Origin of the sequence: Pseudomonas sp. AAC, from assembly GCF_000725445.1 — a bacterium.
GTDB lineage: Bacteria > Pseudomonadota > Gammaproteobacteria > Pseudomonadales > Pseudomonadaceae > Pseudomonas > Pseudomonas citronellolis.
In genome coordinates this window covers 18,903-34,136 of sequence record NZ_KL647104.1, presented here as the reverse complement: position 1 = coordinate 34,136, position 15,234 = coordinate 18,903, and the positions used below count along the sequence as shown (strand labels likewise).

15 protein-coding genes are annotated in these 15,234 nt (G+C 57.7%); 9 read left to right on the top strand and 6 right to left on the bottom strand.

Features of this window, described 5'->3' with window-relative positions; translation table 11 throughout:
• The first annotated feature begins 237 nt into the window (after nt 1-237).
• On the top strand, nt 238-921 hold the full coding sequence (locus tag FG99_RS30060) for a heavy metal response regulator transcription factor (RefSeq protein WP_043273903.1): 684 nt from the start codon (nt 238-240) through the stop codon (nt 919-921).
• Nucleotides 918-2,291, top strand: a complete 1,374-nt coding sequence (locus FG99_RS30055; RefSeq protein ID WP_043273902.1) for a heavy metal sensor histidine kinase — start codon at nt 918-920, stop codon at nt 2,289-2,291. Before FG99_RS30060 ends, FG99_RS30055 begins: the two co-directional genes overlap by 4 nt.
• Nucleotides 2,292-2,374: 83 nt before the next feature.
• Here the strand turns inward: FG99_RS30055 and FG99_RS30050 are convergent, their stop codons facing one another.
• From FG99_RS30050 to FG99_RS31795, 6 genes are all read right to left on the bottom strand, one after another.
• On the bottom strand, nt 2,375-2,818 hold the full coding sequence (locus FG99_RS30050) for a DUF411 domain-containing protein (protein ID WP_043273901.1): 444 nt from the start codon (nt 2,816-2,818) through the stop codon (nt 2,375-2,377).
• Between the two features lie 13 nt (nt 2,819-2,831).
• On the bottom strand, nt 2,832-3,101 hold the full coding sequence (locus tag FG99_RS31800) for a heavy-metal-associated domain-containing protein (protein ID WP_065084501.1): 270 nt from the start codon (nt 3,099-3,101) through the stop codon (nt 2,832-2,834).
• Between the two features lie 111 nt (nt 3,102-3,212).
• Nucleotides 3,213-5,552, bottom strand: a complete 2,340-nt coding sequence (locus tag FG99_RS30040) for a heavy metal translocating P-type ATPase (protein ID WP_141678362.1) — start codon at nt 5,550-5,552, stop codon at nt 3,213-3,215.
• Nucleotides 5,553-5,555: 3 nt separating this feature from the next.
• On the bottom strand, nt 5,556-5,807 hold the full coding sequence (locus FG99_RS30035; protein WP_043273897.1) for a DUF2933 domain-containing protein: 252 nt from the start codon (nt 5,805-5,807) through the stop codon (nt 5,556-5,558).
• An 89-nt stretch (nt 5,808-5,896) separates the two neighbouring features.
• Nucleotides 5,897-6,346: a hypothetical protein gene (locus FG99_RS30030; protein ID WP_043273896.1), complete on the bottom strand. Its 450-nt coding sequence runs from the start codon at nt 6,344-6,346 to the stop codon at nt 5,897-5,899.
• A gap of 105 nt (nt 6,347-6,451) precedes the next feature.
• A complete protein-coding gene (locus FG99_RS31795; protein WP_141678361.1) occupies nt 6,452-6,844 on the bottom strand; it encodes a hypothetical protein in 393 nt (130 codons plus the stop codon).
• A 682-nt stretch (nt 6,845-7,526) separates the two neighbouring features.
• On the opposite strand from FG99_RS31795, the gene FG99_RS30025 reads away from it, so the two are divergent.
• The 7 genes from FG99_RS30025 to FG99_RS29995 all read left to right on the top strand — a co-directional run bounded on the left by FG99_RS30025 (nt 7,527) and on the right by FG99_RS29995 (nt 15,226).
• Nucleotides 7,527-8,771, top strand: coding sequence for a TolC family protein (locus FG99_RS30025; RefSeq protein WP_043273895.1), 1,245 nt, complete (start codon nt 7,527-7,529; stop codon nt 8,769-8,771).
• Nucleotides 8,768-10,246: an efflux RND transporter periplasmic adaptor subunit gene (locus FG99_RS30020; RefSeq protein ID WP_043273893.1), complete on the top strand. Its 1,479-nt coding sequence runs from the start codon at nt 8,768-8,770 to the stop codon at nt 10,244-10,246. The genes FG99_RS30025 and FG99_RS30020 overlap by 4 nt, the downstream gene beginning before the upstream one ends.
• Nucleotides 10,243-13,395 carry an efflux RND transporter permease subunit gene (locus FG99_RS30015; protein WP_043273891.1) on the top strand — a complete coding sequence of 1,051 codons (3,153 nt, stop codon included), beginning with the start codon at nt 10,243-10,245 and terminating at the stop codon, nt 13,393-13,395. Before FG99_RS30020 ends, FG99_RS30015 begins: the two co-directional genes overlap by 4 nt.
• Nucleotides 13,396-13,920: 525 nt before the next feature.
• Entirely contained in the window at nt 13,921-14,157 is a 237-nt protein-coding gene (locus FG99_RS30010) for a hypothetical protein (protein ID WP_043273889.1), read from the top strand.
• A gap of 69 nt (nt 14,158-14,226) precedes the next feature.
• Nucleotides 14,227-14,532, top strand: a complete 306-nt coding sequence (locus tag FG99_RS30005) for a hypothetical protein (RefSeq protein ID WP_043273888.1) — start codon at nt 14,227-14,229, stop codon at nt 14,530-14,532.
• A 101-nt stretch (nt 14,533-14,633) separates the two neighbouring features.
• The gene (locus tag FG99_RS30000; protein WP_043273887.1) at nt 14,634-14,990 is read left to right on the top strand and encodes an integrative conjugative element protein, RAQPRD family; all 357 of its coding nucleotides are present in this window, start codon (nt 14,634-14,636) and stop codon (nt 14,988-14,990) included.
• Nucleotides 14,987-15,226: a TIGR03758 family integrating conjugative element protein gene (locus FG99_RS29995; RefSeq protein WP_043273886.1), complete on the top strand. Its 240-nt coding sequence runs from the start codon at nt 14,987-14,989 to the stop codon at nt 15,224-15,226. The genes FG99_RS30000 and FG99_RS29995 overlap by 4 nt, the downstream gene beginning before the upstream one ends.
• The last annotated feature ends 8 nt before the right edge of the window (nt 15,227-15,234 follow it).

Below are 15,234 nucleotides of genomic sequence, written 5' to 3'. Positions count from 1 at the left end.
CCAAGGCGGCGCCGATTGGCCAAAGGAGCATTGGTAAGGCCTTAAGGGGATCGTGCCAATCGTCACACCTCGCGTGTTCAGATCGTCCAAACGAAGTACTCGCTCTAGAAGTCGTCTCAACCATAGCGCTACCTGCCTGACCGTCGGCTTATGCCAAGATTACATTTTTGTAAGGATCTGGTTGGTGGCAACCAGTAGCGGCACACTCACAGCATTGTTCGGCTATGGGGCAGAAAAATGAGACTTCTTGTCGCTGAAGACGAACCCAAGATCGGCTTGTACTTGAAGCAAGGACTGAGCGAGGCCAGCTTCAATGTCGACCTGGTCAATTCGGGTACTGAAGCGCTCCAGCATGCACTCAGCGAGTCGTATGACCTGCTCATACTGGACGTGATGATGCCTGGTCTGAGCGGGTGGGAAGTACTGCGCATGGTGCGGGCCGCCGGCAAGGATGTTCCGGTGTTGTTCCTGACCGCACGCGACGGCGTGGATGATCGCGTTAAGGGACTTGAGTTGGGAGCAGATGATTACCTGGTCAAGCCTTTCGCATTTGCCGAGCTCTTGGCGCGCGTACGCACGCTACTACGGCGCGCGACAACAGCTCCAACCCTGATGACCCTAAAAATTGCGAATCTCGAAGTGGACCTGCTCAAGCGCCGGGCAGTGCGAGGCGGGGTGCGCATTGACCTGACGGCAAAGGAATTCTCGCTGCTTGAGCTGTTGATGCGGAGACGCGGGGAGGTTCTACCGAAATCACTGATTGCCTCTCAGGTATGGGACATGAACTTTGATAGCGATACGAACGTTATCGAGGTGGCAGTACGGCGGCTGAGGGCCAAGATCGACGATGACTTCGAGCCCAAGCTGATCCATACGATTAGGGGAATGGGGTACATGCTCGAAGAGCCCGAGCAGAAATGAAGCGACTATCGCTAACTGCTCGCATGAGCCTGATGTTCATGCTTGCTGTGGTGTCCGTCCTGACCGTTGCTGGAGTGAGCTTCAGTGAGTTGAGTCGTCGGCACTTCTGGATGCAGGATCAGCAGACGATCACCGAAAAGCTCAACTCCATTCAGCAAATCCTTATGTCCTCGAATGCCAATCTGGAGAGCAGTCACATTCGCTTGGAGCTGAATGCCTTACTTGGCGCGCACCATGAACTCGAATCGATCATTACCACGACGGAGGGCAATGTACTTTTCTCGAATTCAACCATTGCTAATTTGCCGTCTCAATTTTCGCAGGAAAGTGCCGGCATGTGGGAGTGGGAGAACCATGGGCGGCTGTATAGGGGTATGACTGCTCGGGTTGGCCCACAGTCGGGGCCTAGCTCGGCAACGGCCGTCCTGATATTGGATGTCACCAGCCACTCTCACTTTTTCGTGACGCTAGAACGTTGGTTTTGGATAGGCTTGGCGATCAGCGCCATTGCAAGCGGCGCCTTGGGCGTCGTGGTTGTCAGAAGTGGCTTGCGACCGATACGACAAGTTACCGCAGTGGCAGCATCGATATCAGCAAAGTCCTTGAAAGACCGTATCCCACTGGACTCCATCCCTTCTGAACTTCAAGAATTAGTAAGCTCCTTTAATGAGATGCTGGCCAGGCTAGACGATTCGTTTATACGCCTTTCCAACTTTTCGGCGGATATTGCCCATGAGCTCCGCACGCCTATTACAACACTACTCACGCACACCGAGGTGATCCTCGGAAAAAAGCGCAGCATTGATGTTTATGAGGAAAACCTCTACTCCAATCTTGATAGTTTGCATCATATGTCGAGAATGATTGACGATATGCTCTTCTTGGCAAAATCTGATAATGGCCTTATCACTCCTGGCTCGACCAAGATCAATCTTGAGGAGATTGTGCAGAGGCTCTTCGAATACTACAGCCTGCTTGCAGAGGAACGCAGCATTGAGCTTCGCCTCAGTGGTTCGTCTTCTATTCAGGGCGATAGCCTGATGCTGCATCGAGCCGTTTCCAACCTGCTATCGAATGCTGTCCGTTACACCCCTGCGGGCGCAACAATCGATGTGCTCATTGAGAGTAACGCCAATACCGTGACTCTCTCGGTCGTCAATCCTGGAGAGACAATTCCTTCCGAGCACCTCAAGAAGCTCTTCGATCGCTTCTATCGTGCCGACCCTGCACGTCGAGAGGGGGAATCGCATAACGCAGGCCTTGGCCTCGCGATCTCACGTTCAATTGTCGAGGCGCACCATGGCCGCATCTGGTGCACCTCATCAGACGGAGTGACAGCATTCCATCTGGAATTTCCACATCGCCCTTGAAGGTGCGATGTCCGGGCTAGCGGCGCGTCTTGTTGAGCTCAAGACACGCTAATTGAAAGCCCCCGGCGGGAAAGTCCACACGGTTATTGGGTTGACGGATAGTCGGCGACAACCTCGTCGGTGCCGTCACGGGTAAGCCCAATGATTTTGTAAGCCTGCTTGGTCTGCCCCATTTCCATGCCAGGCGAACCGACGGGCATGCCTGGAGCCGCGATCCCAAGCAGTTCCGGACGCTTCTCCAGCTCGTGGATCTGTGCCACCGGAACATGCCCTTCGACGAATTTTCCACCGATCACTGCGGTGTGGCAGGAGGACAGACGCGGAGCAACGCCTACGCGCTGCTTGACCGCACTCATATTCGGCTCGACGTGGTCGTTCACGCTGAAGCCATTGGCCTCCAGGTACTTGATCCAGCTCTTGCAGCAACCGCAGTTGGGGTCGCGGTATACGTCGATGGTTGTGGCGGCCTGGGCGATGGAGGCCATGAACAGTCCGGCCAGCGCCGTCAAGCGAAGTGCCTTGCGCATGATGCTCCCCCTCTTAGTGACAGCAGCAGGAACTGCCGCCGCAGCCGCGCGCCTTGCCACCCTCCGGGGCCTGGTGCGGAGCATCGAGCTTGGCCGGATAACCGGCATCCTGCAGCGCGGCCATCAGCGCCTGGACATCGGCGTCCCCATTGACGCGCACCCGTCCCGCCGCGAGGTCGACCGAAACCTCGGCAACACCAGTGACCGGCGCCAATGCAGCATTCACGTGGCGGACGCACGAAGCGCAGCTCATGCCTTCAACGTGCAGATCAAAATTTTTCATCGTGGTGACTCCTCAATAATCAGCCTTATCGCCCGGAACACTGGCTGAACCTGTCCGGAACGTGGAGCTATCCTCGACCTTGCCATGGGGGCAAGGTCAAGCTTTCCGAAACTAGCCATCGAGCGATGCCTTACGCAGGCGCACGGCGTTGAAGACGACCGATGCCGAACTTACGCTCATGGCCAATGCAGCAATAATTGGGGACAGCAGATGCCCCGTCAGGGGGTAGAACAATCCGGCGGCGAGGGGTATGCCCATGGCGTTGTAAGCGAAGGCGAAGGCCAGGTTCTGGTGCATGTTGCGCACCGTCGCCATGGATAGGTTGCGGGCGCGGAGAATACCAAGCAGGTCACCTTTGACCAGGGTGACCTGGGCACTGTTCATCGCGACGTCGGTACCGGTCCCCATCGCAATACCAACATCGGCACGCGCCAGGGCAGGCGCATCGTTGATGCCGTCTCCGGCCATCGCCACACGATGCCCAGCCGCCTGGAGGCTAGCGGTGAGGTGCTCCTTGTCCTGTGGCTTGACCTCGCCGTGCACTTCTTCAATACCCAATTGGCGGGCCACTGCACGCGCCGTGGTCGGACCGTCGCCAGTGGCCATGATGACCCTGACGCCGGCGTCCTGGAGGTATTGCACGGCCTGCCGGGAGGTCGGCTTGATAGGGTCAGCTACCGCCAACAGGCCGGCCAAGGTACCGTCCACCGCCAGGTACATGATACTTGCGCCTTCGCTACGCAGTTTTTCGGCACGTGCTTGCAGGGCCTCGCTGGACACGCCCGCATCGGCCAGCAAGGCAGTGTTGCCCAACAGCAGGCGCCGCCCATCGACCTGGCCGCGCACTCCAATCCCCGAGGCGCTCTCGAACTCATCCGTTTCGCTCAACGCCAGCCCCTGCACCCTGGCCTGATCGACAATAGCATGCGCCAGTGGATGCTCACTGCCTTGGTCAAGGCTGGCGGCCAGCCGCAGAACCTCTTCAGCACTAAAGCCGGATGCTGCTTCGACGCTCTGGAATACCGGGCGCCCTTCAGTGAGGGTGCCGGTTTTATCGACGATCAGCGTATCAATCTTGCGCAGGTTCTCGATGGCCGCCGCATCGCGGAACAGTACCCCACTGCCAGCAGCCTTGCCCGTAGCGACCATTACAGACATCGGGGTCGCCAGGCCGAGGGCGCAGGGGCAGGCGATGATCAGCACCGCCACAGCGTTGATCAGACCAAACACCCAACTGGGCTGTGGCCCCCAGACTCCCCAACCAATCAGGGTCAGGGCCGCGATGGCGATGACGACCATCACGAAGTAGCCGGCAATGACGTCAGCCAGGCGCTGCATCGGCGCCTTCGAGCGTTGCGCCTGCACAACCATCTGCACGATCTGCGCAAGCATGGTTTCCGATCCGACCTTTTGCGCCTGCATCACCAGGCTGCCGTGGGTGTTCAAGGTTGCCCCGATGAGCGTGTCGCCCACTTGCTTCAGCACCGGCAGAGGTTCGCCAGTCAGCATGGATTCATCGACGGCGCTTTCGCCCTGTACGACCAGGCCATCGACCGGGACCTTCTCTCCGGGGCGGACGCGCAACCTATCGCCCGGGTGCACATGGCTCTGCGGGATGTCCTCTTCGCTGCCATCGGCATTGATCCGCCGGGCTGTCTTCGGTGCTAGGCCAAGTAACGACTTGATGGCCGCCGAGGTCTGCGAGCGGGCCTTGAGTTCGAGTATCTGCCCCAGCAGGGTGAGCGAGATGATGACGGCCGCCGCCTCGAAGTAGACGCCAATGCGGCCCTCCATCATGAAGTTCGCAGGGAAGACCGTCGGCGCCAGGGTGGCTACGAGGCTGTAGAGATAGGCGGCGGAAGTCCCCAGGCCGATCAACGTCCACATGTTGGGGCTGCGCTGTAGCACCGAGCGCACTCCGCGCACGTAGAACGGCCAGCCCGCCCAGAGCACCACCGGGCTGGCGATCACCAGCTCGACCCAGTTCTGCGTGGCGCCGTGGAACAGGTTCAAGGCATGCCCCCCCATGGCCAGAATGGTGACCACGATGGTCAGGGGTAAGGTCCACCAGAAGCGCCGGGAGAAGTCCCGGAGCTCAGGGTTCTCTTCCTGCTCCAGTTCCGGCAGCACCGGCTCCAGGGTCATGCCGCACTTTGGGCAGGAGCCTGGACCGAGCTGACGTATCTCGGGATGCATTGGGCAGGTGTACCAGGTGTCACTTGCTCCCGTCGGGAGGTCGGTCGTCTCTTCCCGCACAGCGGCACTATAGTTTTCCGGTGCCGCCTTGAACTTTGACAGGCACTTTTCGCTGCAGAACCGGTAGACCTTCCCGGCGTACTGCAGTTGATGGGGACTGTCTGTTTTAACCATCATCCCGCAGACAGGGTCCTTCACTTCAGCGGAGGAGGTTTCGTTTCCGGGTAATGGATGCGTGTGTTCATGACTGTGCATGAGTCAGCCTCTATCGTCGTCCTTGGGGGCATTGTCCGTTCCGCCATGATGGCCGTGGCCGCCGTGGTGATGGCCGAACAGGTGCATCAGCGGGCACAGCAACAGGATTGCGTACGGCAACAGCAGCGAGATATGACCGTAGTGCTCTCGCGCCAGGTAGAACAAGGCAATCACCAGCAACATACCCAGGGCAATACCGGGCTTACTGCGCCAAAAGGACGGCGGAGGCTGATGGGATGAAGGCGAAGCGTTCATAAGTATTCTCCAGGGCGAAAGTGGGGGGCTCCGTCTTGGCCTGGGGATGCTTCCGCACTACAGACCAAGACTGGAGCTGCGCCATGTGATTACTGGGCTGGCTTCTGGGCCGGCTGGTCCATGGAGTGCTGCATGGGCATGCCCTTCATGTCCGACTGCGAGCCCATCATGCCGGCCTGCTGATCCATCATTTGCATCATCATTCCCATCATCTTCGAATCCATCATCTTCATGTGCTGGCCCATGCCCTTGCCGGCACAGCCGCTCTGCATCATGCCCAGGCCTTCCTTCATCGCTTGCATGCCATCATGCATAGCCGCCTGACGCTCCTCCGGGGTCTTGGCGGCAGCGAGCCTGTCGTGAATGGCCTGCATCTTTTGCATCTGTGCGGCCATGGCCTTTTCCTGGCCCTGAGCCGGCGCAGCTTTGCTCTCGGCTTTCGCCGGAGCCTGATCGGGGTGATGTTCATCGACAGCCACGGCAAGCAGCGGGCTGCCAATCAGTAGTGCGGCGACAAGCGTTTTGAGGGTGATGTGCATGGCGATCTCCAAGTGTTTCAACGGGTGAAATGAAGCGCAACCACGCCTGGTAGTGCAGGCGCAGCAAGACTGTGCGCCCGGTGGTCCGGGTGCACGAAAGTCGAGTTAATCGTTGAAGCGGACGAAGCTCAGGCGTGCCGGCGGCCGAGGCGGCGCAGGCAGGTGCAAGGCGAGTGCGCCAAAGCGCGGAGGGATAACGGAAGACAGGAAAAGGACGGGGAGTGTGAGCAGGAGCACCCAGAGAGTCTGGTCGAAGTGAATATACCACGATGCCAGATGGAGCGCTGATGCGCTGTCGTTACAGAACTCCAGGCAGGCACTTGAGTGCAGTTGATACGTCTTGCCTTGCATACCTACAGTGACATCCGAAGGGGATGGCACAGCATGGTTCTCAGAAAAAGACAAACAGCCATGACTTGCCGCAACCCCGAACGCCAGCACCCACAGCATTACTGCTATGCGTAACAGAGAATCTTGATGGTCACGGAACCAAGTCATTTGCTCAGTCCTTAGGGATACATTTCAGAGAATACCGCTGACCATTCCGTCACAGTTGACCCTGATCAATCAAACCTGCCAGTTTCATGACAGTCTAGATGACAGCTTGAGTCTCGGCGAGGGGTCGGAACGAATGGTTGTTAGTGCTCGCCATCAGCCTTAAGCCGCCTTTCAATGCAAACGCAACAAAAAGCCTCAATGCTTAGGATTAGATTGCTGCCTGTAAAAGAGCCCCATAGACTGTCCGCTATGATCCGCCGCCTTCGATTGCTCATAATTTTGTTCCTCAGTTGTACGCTTCCTCTTACTGGAATAGCGGGCATTGAGGCGCCGACTGCTCCTTGCCCGATGAAAAGTGCGGGCCATGGGCAGATGGCGAGGGTCAACAATGATTGTTGCCAAGAAATGAGCAAGCTAACCCAGCACGGTAAGAAGGAATGCAAAAGCGGTCAAGAATGCAAGAGCGGGGCTATACTCCAGATTGACGTCTTGAAGGCTCCCATAGCTCCTGCTGCGATGCAGCCCCCCTTCCCTTATATTGATTCCATCTTTGGACGAGTTCCGTCCGACCTCTGGCGACCTCCCTGCGCCTAATTCCTCTTCTAACCTAAATCTCGCCCGGGCTCTTGCTGCGTCCGGGTGGTTCACGCCTATGCGTTGGTTTTCCAGAGGAATCCACGTTATGAAATCCATCCGACTTCATATGAGCTGGATATTGCTCGCCTTGCTGTCCAGCTTTTCCGCCCAAGGGGCGTCGCTCTCGCTGGACGACGCTTTAATGCTAGCCGAACGTAATGCCCCATCACTCCTAGCGCAGAGCGAAAAAATTTCGGCTGCGAAAAACGCAGCCATCCCCGCAGGGGAGTTACCCGACCCTAAGTTGAACTTGGGCCTCCAGAACATTCCGATTGAAGGGGATGATCGCTGGACCACTCAGCGCGATGGTATGTCTATGCAGATGGTTGGCCTGATGCAAGAAGTCCCAAACCGCGACAAGCGTGAGGCTCGCATTGAGACCGCTCAGGCCGCCGTAGAACGCGCGAATGCCGAAGCCGACGTCGAACGATTAAAGGTTCGCAATGCTTCCGCACAAGCTTGGATTGCGGCATACACGCTGCAACGCAAGCTGGCCTTGTTTGACGAGTTCTATCGCGAGAACCGTCTGCTGGACAAAACTGTCCGCGCACGCTTGGCAGGTGGAAGCGCAAACACAGTCGATACGGTTGCCCCTCGCCAAGAAGCTGCTGTGCTGGATGAGCAAAAAGACGACCTACTGCGACAGGCAGTCCAAGCACGAGCAGCGCTCAAACGCTGGATCGGTCAAGAGGCGCCAGCAACACTGACGGGAGATTTCCCGAGGTGGTCTATAGACGCCTCGCATTCGCTTCAGGCGTTGCACCAGCATCCGGAACTAGCCGCGTATGGTCCTGCAACTCGCGAGGCGGAAGCCTTGGTTCGAGAAGCAGTCTCCGAAAAGCAGCCGGACTGGAGCTGGGAGGTGGACTACCAGCGCCGCGGTCGCGACTTCGGCGACATGATGACGCTACAGGTGAGCTTCGACCTACCGCTATTCACGGCATCTCGCCAGGATCCGAAGATTGCGGCGCGACGCGCGCAAGTGAGGCAATTGGAGGCGGAACGCGAGGCACTGACCCGCGAATACCAGCAAGCGCTCGAAGATGACCTCGCGGAATACCGGAGGCTGCAGCGCGCGGTTGAGCGTAGCAACAGCAACTTAGTCCCTCTAGCCATAGAGAAAGTGCAACTAGCTACGGCTAGTTACCGCGCCGGAAAGCTCCAGCTTGACGACGTGATAGGCGCTCGCCAGCAACTGGTCGAGGCCCGACTCCGGCTACTTGACCTCCAAGGCTCCTTAGCTTTGATAGCGGCGCGTCTGTATTTCACTTATGAGGAGGCGCCGAAATGATTCGGTTCTCTTGGAAGATTCTAGTCTTGCTTGCTTTCGTTCTATCCGCCGGCGGCGCAGGTGGCTACTGGCTCGCACTAAAGCGGCAAAGCCATACCCCACCAGCACCACCTGCATCTACAGAACGTAAACCGCTTTATTGGTACGACCCAATGTCACCGCAGCAGCATTTCGATGCTCCAGGCAAATCACCGTTCATGGATATGCAACTAATACCTAAATACGCTGACGAAGGGGCTGAGGGAGAGAATGTCGAGGCAGTGCGCATTGAATCGGGAATCCAGCAGAACCTAGGCATGCGTCTGGCTACGGTCAGCCGCGGCAGGCTCGACCGCGCGTTAAAGGTCACCGGCCTGCTCACCTTTAATGACCGCGATGTCGCCCTGCTGCAGTCGCGTGCCAGCGGCTTCGTCGAACGAACCTACAATTTAGCTCCAGGCGATCTAGTGAAAGCAGGCGCACCAATCGCTGATGTTCTAGTACCGGAATGGGCCGGCCTGCAGGAGGAATATATCGCTGTTCGGAACTCCGCAGAGCCGACATTAATTTCGGCTGCACGGCAACGCCTGCTGTTGGCTGGCATGCCAGAGAGACTCGTGGCGCAGATTGCACGAAGCGGACAGACACGCCCGGTAATTACATTGAGTTCGCCGATAGCAGGAGTCATCCGAGAACTTAACGTGCGCACTGGGATGTCCCTTCCTGCCGGCGCTCCCCTAGCGAGAATCAATGGCCTGCGCCAGGTTTGGCTCGAAGCTGCGGTCCCCGAAACCCAGGCCGGCGGGCTAAAGGTCGGCCAGACAGTTGATGCTCGCCTGCCTGCGCTTCCAGATCGCCCTGTAACTGGCACCTTAGCTAGCATCCTTCCAGAAAACGATCAGCAGAGTCGCACCCTACGCCTACGCATCGAACTGCCCAATCCTGACGGACAATTGCGTCCTGGGATGACTGTAGAGGTCAGTCTTGACCTCGCCGGGCAGTCCGACGTTCTACAGATCCCCAGCGAAGCGGTAGTACGTACCGGCAAGCGCAATTTGGTAATGCTCGCCGAGAGTGAAGGTAAGTTCCGCCCTGTTGAGGTTAGTCTTGGCCAGGAGAGCGACGGTCTCATTGCGGTTCTGCATGGTTTGGAGGAAGGACAAAGGGTAGTCGCCTCCGGACAGTTCCTCATTGACTCGGAAGCCAGTCTAAAAGGTATCGAGGCGCGGACGGCCCAGCACAGCTCACTGGCCAAGGCTGTTCCCGCCCGCCATAAAGCGGAGGGCCGAGTAGTGGCGGTTAGCGAACAAGGACTCACGATCAGCCACGGTCCAATTAGCACCCTGGGTATGCCAGCAATGAGCATGCTTTACGCCCTCGCCCGACCCGAGCTGGCTGATGGAGTTAAGGTGGGGGACCGCCTCAGCTTCGAAATCAGTGAGAGTGATGCCGGCTTGGTGATCGAGCAGGTTAGCAAGCTGGGGGCGCAGCCATGATCGCGAAATTAATCCGCTGGTCGGTGGCTAATCGCTTCCTGGTACTGCTAGCCACTCTCTTCATCGTCGCTTGGGGCATCTGGTCTCTACGCAGTACGCCGATCGATGCACTTCCTGATCTTTCCGACGTGCAGGTAATCATCCGCACCAGCTATCCGGGACAGGCACCACAAATCGTCGAAAACCAGGTTACCTACCCACTGGCTACCACGATGTTGTCAGTGCCCGGCGCAAAGACCGTACGCGGTTTTTCCTCCTTTGGCGACAGCTTCGTCTATGTGTTATTCGAAGATGGCACAGACCTCTATTGGGCGCGCTCACGAGTGCTGGAGTACTTGAATCAAGTGCAATCGCGGCTGCCGCAAACCGCGAAGACTGCTCTGGGCCCAGATGCGACCGGTGTGGGCTGGATTTATCAGTACGCCTTAGTGGACCGGACCGGCCAGCATGACTTAGCCCAGTTGAGAAGCCTGCAAGACTGGTTCCTCAAATACGAACTGAAAACGGTGCCGGATGTTGCCGAAGTAGCGACCGTAGGAGGAATGGTCCGTCAGTATCAAGTAGTACTGGACCCGGTGCGACTGGCTAGCCTGGGTATAACTCAGAACGAAGTAATTGAAGCGGTGGGCAAGGCCAACCAGGAAACCGGTGGTGGCGTGTTGGAACTCGGCGAGGCCGAGTTCATGGTGCGCGCCTCGGGCTATCTAAAAAGTCTTGCTGACTTCCGCGCAATCCCACTGCGCCTAGCTGCCAACGGCAGTCCGGTAACCCTCGGTGACGTCGCCACTATCCAGCTTGGCCCGGAAATGCGCCGCGGGATCGGAGAGTTGGATGGCGAAGGCGAGGCCGTGGGAGGAGTGATCGTTTTGCGCAGCGGTAAGAACGCACGCGAAGCCATCGCGCGAGTGAAGGAAAAACTCGACTCGTTGAAAGAAAGCTTGCCCAAAGGCGTGGAAATCGTAACGACTTACGATCGCAGTAATTTGATCGACCGAGCAGTGATCCACCTCAGTAGCAAACTCATTGAGGAATTCATAGTGGTCGCGGTGGTCTGTGCAGCGTTCCTATGGCATTTGCGCTCATCGCTGGTGGCCATTGTTTCGCTACCCGTTGGGGTACTTATTGCGTTGATCGTCATGCGCCACCAGGGGATCAATGCCAACATTATGTCCCTGGGTGGCATCGCGATTGCCATTGGCGCCATGGTCGACGCGGCGGTAGTCATGATTGAGAACGCGCATAAGCGCGTCGAGGCTTGGCACGAGAAGCATCCAGGTACGCCGCTAGTGGGCGAGCAACACTGGCGCGTTATGACCGAGGCGGCAGTCGAGGTGGGACCGGCTCTGTTCTTCAGTTTACTGATCATCACTTTGTCCTTCATACCCGTGTTCACTCTGGAGGCACAGGAGGGGCGCCTATTTGGTCCGTTGGCATTCACCAAAACCTATGCGATGGCAGGTGCCGCCGGGCTCTCAGTAACTTTGGTACCGGTGCTGATGGGGTATTGGATTCGCGGCCATCTGCCATCAGAACAGCGCAATCCACTGAATCGATGGTTAATCCGCATCTACCAGCCTGCACTGGATGCAGTACTGCGACGCCCGCGCGCAACGCTAGCAGCTGCGGTTGTGATTTTCCTCACCGGGATTTGGCCTCTGTCCCATTTGGGTGGCGAGTTCTTGCCGCCGCTGGATGAGGGCGATCTGCTGTATATGCCTTCAGCTCTGCCTGGCCTGTCCGCCCAGAAAGCCTCGGAGCTGCTGCAAAGCACAGATCGCCTGATAATGAGTGTTCCAGAAGTGGCAACTGTTTTCGGTAAAGCGGGACGCGCCGAATCAGCCACGGATCCAGCTCCCCTGGAAATGTTTGAAACCACCATCCGTTTTAAACCCAAAGAAGAATGGCGACCGGGAGTTACTAGCGAGAAACTTGTGGAGGAGCTGGACCGCGCAGTAAAGGTACCTGGCCTGACCAATATCTGGATTCCGCCCATCCGTAACCGTATCGATATGCTCGCCACTGGCATCAAGAGCCCTATAGGGGTGAAGGTCGCCGGCACAGACTTGGCCGAAATCGACCGCGCCACACAGGCGGTGGAGCGAGTGGCCAAGGGAGTACCTGGGGTAAGCTCCGCACTCGCCGAGCGCTTGACAGGCGGCCGATACATTGATGTCGACATCGACCGACAAGCTGCAGCCCGCTACGGTATGAACATCGCCGATGTGCAGGCTATTGTCAGTAGCGCAATAGGCGGCCAGAACATCGGTGAAACGGTGGAGGGATTAGCACGTTATCCGATCAATGTGAGATACCCGCGTGAATGGCGAGACTCATTAAGTGCGCTGCAGCAACTACCGATCTATACCTCTCAAGGCGGCCAGATCACGTTGGGCAGTGTGGCGCGAGTGAGCATTATCGACGGGCCGCCGATGCTCAAGAGCGAGAATGCCCGACTCTCCGGCTGGGTCTACGTGGATGTTCGTGGTCGTGACTTGGCGTCGGTAGTGGGGGATTTACGTCAGGCAGTGGAGCGCAACGTACAGCTCGCGCCTGGAATGAGCTTAAGCTATTCGGGTCAGTTCGAATATCTCGAGCGCGCTAATGCTCGGCTCAAACTGGTGGTGCCCGCGACTCTTGCCATCATTTTTGTGCTGCTCTATCTGACTTTCGGACGCTTCGATGAAGCGATTCTGATAATGGCCACGTTGCCTTTCGCTCTTACAGGCGGAGTGTGGTTGCTCTATCTAATGGGCTTCAATCTGTCAGTGGCAACGGGTGTTGGCTTCATCGCGCTTGCGGGAGTCGCGGCCGAGTTCGGAGTGATTATGCTGATCTACCTGAAGAATGCCTGGGCGGAACGCCAAGGCCCCGGAGACTCCGCTGCACTGCTTACCGCCATCCGGGAGGGTGCAGTACAGCGAGTTCGTCCTAAGGCAATGACCGTTGCTGTAATCGTCGCCGGCCTGCTGCCGATTCTCTGGAGCAGCGGAACTGGTAGCGAAGTAATGAGCCGAATTGCTGTTCCCATGGTTGGCGGCATGGTCACAGCTCCACTCCTCTCATTGTTCGTCATCCCCGCAGCCTATTGGCTAATGCGACGTCGCCAAACAGCATCACTTTCGCAACACCGTTCCGGAGAAACCCAATGAAAGCCACCTTAAATTACCGCAGGTGCCTTGCTGCTCATCCTTTCCTATCCGGCCTTGGCCGCGGATATGTCCGGAATGACGGTAGCTCAGAATAAACATGCTTCTCCCGCAGCAAGGGCGGAGGGCACAATCAAAACGATCAACGCCGACCATTTCACCATCACTCTCGCTCACGGTTATCGTTGATGCTCTGAAGTGGGCGCCAATGACGATGGGCTCCAAGGTGACCGAGGAACAAACGAAAGGGCTGCAGATCAGCGACTAGGTGGATTTCGACTTCCGCTATGAAGGGAGTCCCCGAAAATTGTGAGTATTCGGAAGAAACAACTCTGAAAATCAGCCCAGACGGCAGGCGTGCCGACTGGGCTGTTTTAATGGGGAAAACGTCTGCTAGGGGTCGATTGCAGCTGGTCGTTAATTCGGTGTGGCTGGTCAAGTCGGGCAAAACGGTGGTCAGCACAAATGCAAATGTTTGGTCAGGATGAGTGAAGTTGGGGGCAAGTCAGTGCAATCACGCAGTTGGCTATGCGCACCATCACCCTGCGCTCCGCATTCTTTACCTTCGCTACAACAGCTCCTTGGAATTGGCGGCGCGACAACGAGCACAACCTGCTCTATGTGCTGGCGACCCGCGTCACGCGGCTCCTCGCCATCATCAGCTTAGTCCTGGCGATTATGGAGCAAGACGTCGAAGCTTTGCTCCAGAAGCCCATCAACAGAGGGCCTGAGCTCCGGCCCGAAAATCCATGCAGGTGCTGCTGAGTATTTCTGATTGTGCTTCCGGCCACCGGAGCCCGATATCTGGAGCCTTTATTCCAGCTGGAGCACATCATGAATTCTAAGCGCTTTGAGCACCGCATCGAGCAGGTCTCCATTCCTTTCAAGACCCAAACAAGCGGAGTGCTGTTCAAATCGACCGAGGTCACGCTCGAGCCCGACCTTGTCCAGCTATTGCAGCACGACACATTCCAGGCGCTCCTCGGGCCGCAGGGGACTGACGGCTGGGAATTGGTGAGCGTGCAGTCTATTTGCCGCGGCGAGACAAGAATCGGTAACCAGAACGCCCAGGGGTGGGCATATGGCTTCGCTATGCCGGTGGGCTACCTGCTGTTTTTCAAACGCGAAACGCAGTCGTGACGGGCTCGAGAAAATCCGCGCGAACCCAGTAACTATTTCTTGCGGCGAGCAAGGGGTTGGTGCCGGCAAGCTGGCATCAACCGACTTGTCAGAGCGTAGCCGTGAACCTTCGCCGCCCTTCCTCCGCATCTCTCAGCCGAATCGCCCAGTACGGGCTCATCGCCATCATCGGGTGGATCTGCTTCCCGCAGCTGGCGGACGCCGCCAGTGCGTCCGAGCAGGCAAACATCGAGGTCATGATACGCCAGCTGAATGCCCTCGAGGACTCGTCCAGGCGCAGCGCGCATGTCGCCGATGAGCCTGGGCAGCGCTACTACTTCGACTACGAGCGCCTGGCAAGCGATATCCAGCGTATTCGCCAGGGCCTGCAGGACTACCTCACCCCCAGTCGCGCCCAGCCCCGAGATCCGGCCGAACTCACCGGCAACTACACCCTGACGGAAGGCCGTATGCCATGAGCATGAGCGCCTCGCAGTCCGCGGCATTTAAAGCCGCCAGCGGCTTCACACCCCAGGCAACAACAACCCTGTTCGTCGGAGCACTGGTCGCACTGGCGATGCTGTGGGGCGCTTGGGCGGCCTACAGCATCTGGCGCGGCTGGGCGACCAAGAACCTCGACCGCTCAATAGCCGGATCATCGGCCATCCGCCTGATCTTGCTTCTCATGATTCTCACCTTCTTTGTCCTCAGCTAACTCACGGA

Coding starts and splice junctions, on each gene's coding strand:
- FG99_RS30060 (WP_043273903.1), top strand. CDS start 238: ATGAGACTTCTTGTCGCTGAAGACGAACCCAAGATCGGCTTGTACTTG.
- FG99_RS30055 (WP_043273902.1), top strand. CDS start 918: ATGAAGCGACTATCGCTAACTGCTCGCATGAGCCTGATGTTCATGCTT.
- FG99_RS30050 (WP_043273901.1), bottom strand. CDS start 2,818: ATGCGCAAGGCACTTCGCTTGACGGCGCTGGCCGGACTGTTCATGGCC.
- FG99_RS31800 (WP_065084501.1), bottom strand. CDS start 3,101: ATGAAAAATTTTGATCTGCACGTTGAAGGCATGAGCTGCGCTTCGTGC.
- FG99_RS30040 (WP_141678362.1), bottom strand. CDS start 5,552: ATGCACAGTCATGAACACACGCATCCATTACCCGGAAACGAAACCTCC.
- FG99_RS30035 (WP_043273897.1), bottom strand. CDS start 5,807: ATGAACGCTTCGCCTTCATCCCATCAGCCTCCGCCGTCCTTTTGGCGC.
- FG99_RS30030 (WP_043273896.1), bottom strand. CDS start 6,346: ATGCACATCACCCTCAAAACGCTTGTCGCCGCACTACTGATTGGCAGC.
- FG99_RS31795 (WP_141678361.1), bottom strand. CDS start 6,844: ATGACTTGGTTCCGTGACCATCAAGATTCTCTGTTACGCATAGCAGTA.
- FG99_RS30025 (WP_043273895.1), top strand. CDS start 7,527: ATGAAATCCATCCGACTTCATATGAGCTGGATATTGCTCGCCTTGCTG.
- FG99_RS30020 (WP_043273893.1), top strand. CDS start 8,768: ATGATTCGGTTCTCTTGGAAGATTCTAGTCTTGCTTGCTTTCGTTCTA.
- FG99_RS30015 (WP_043273891.1), top strand. CDS start 10,243: ATGATCGCGAAATTAATCCGCTGGTCGGTGGCTAATCGCTTCCTGGTA.
- FG99_RS30010 (WP_043273889.1), top strand. CDS start 13,921: ATGCGCACCATCACCCTGCGCTCCGCATTCTTTACCTTCGCTACAACA.
- FG99_RS30005 (WP_043273888.1), top strand. CDS start 14,227: ATGAATTCTAAGCGCTTTGAGCACCGCATCGAGCAGGTCTCCATTCCT.
- FG99_RS29995 (WP_043273886.1), top strand. CDS start 14,987: ATGAGCATGAGCGCCTCGCAGTCCGCGGCATTTAAAGCCGCCAGCGGC.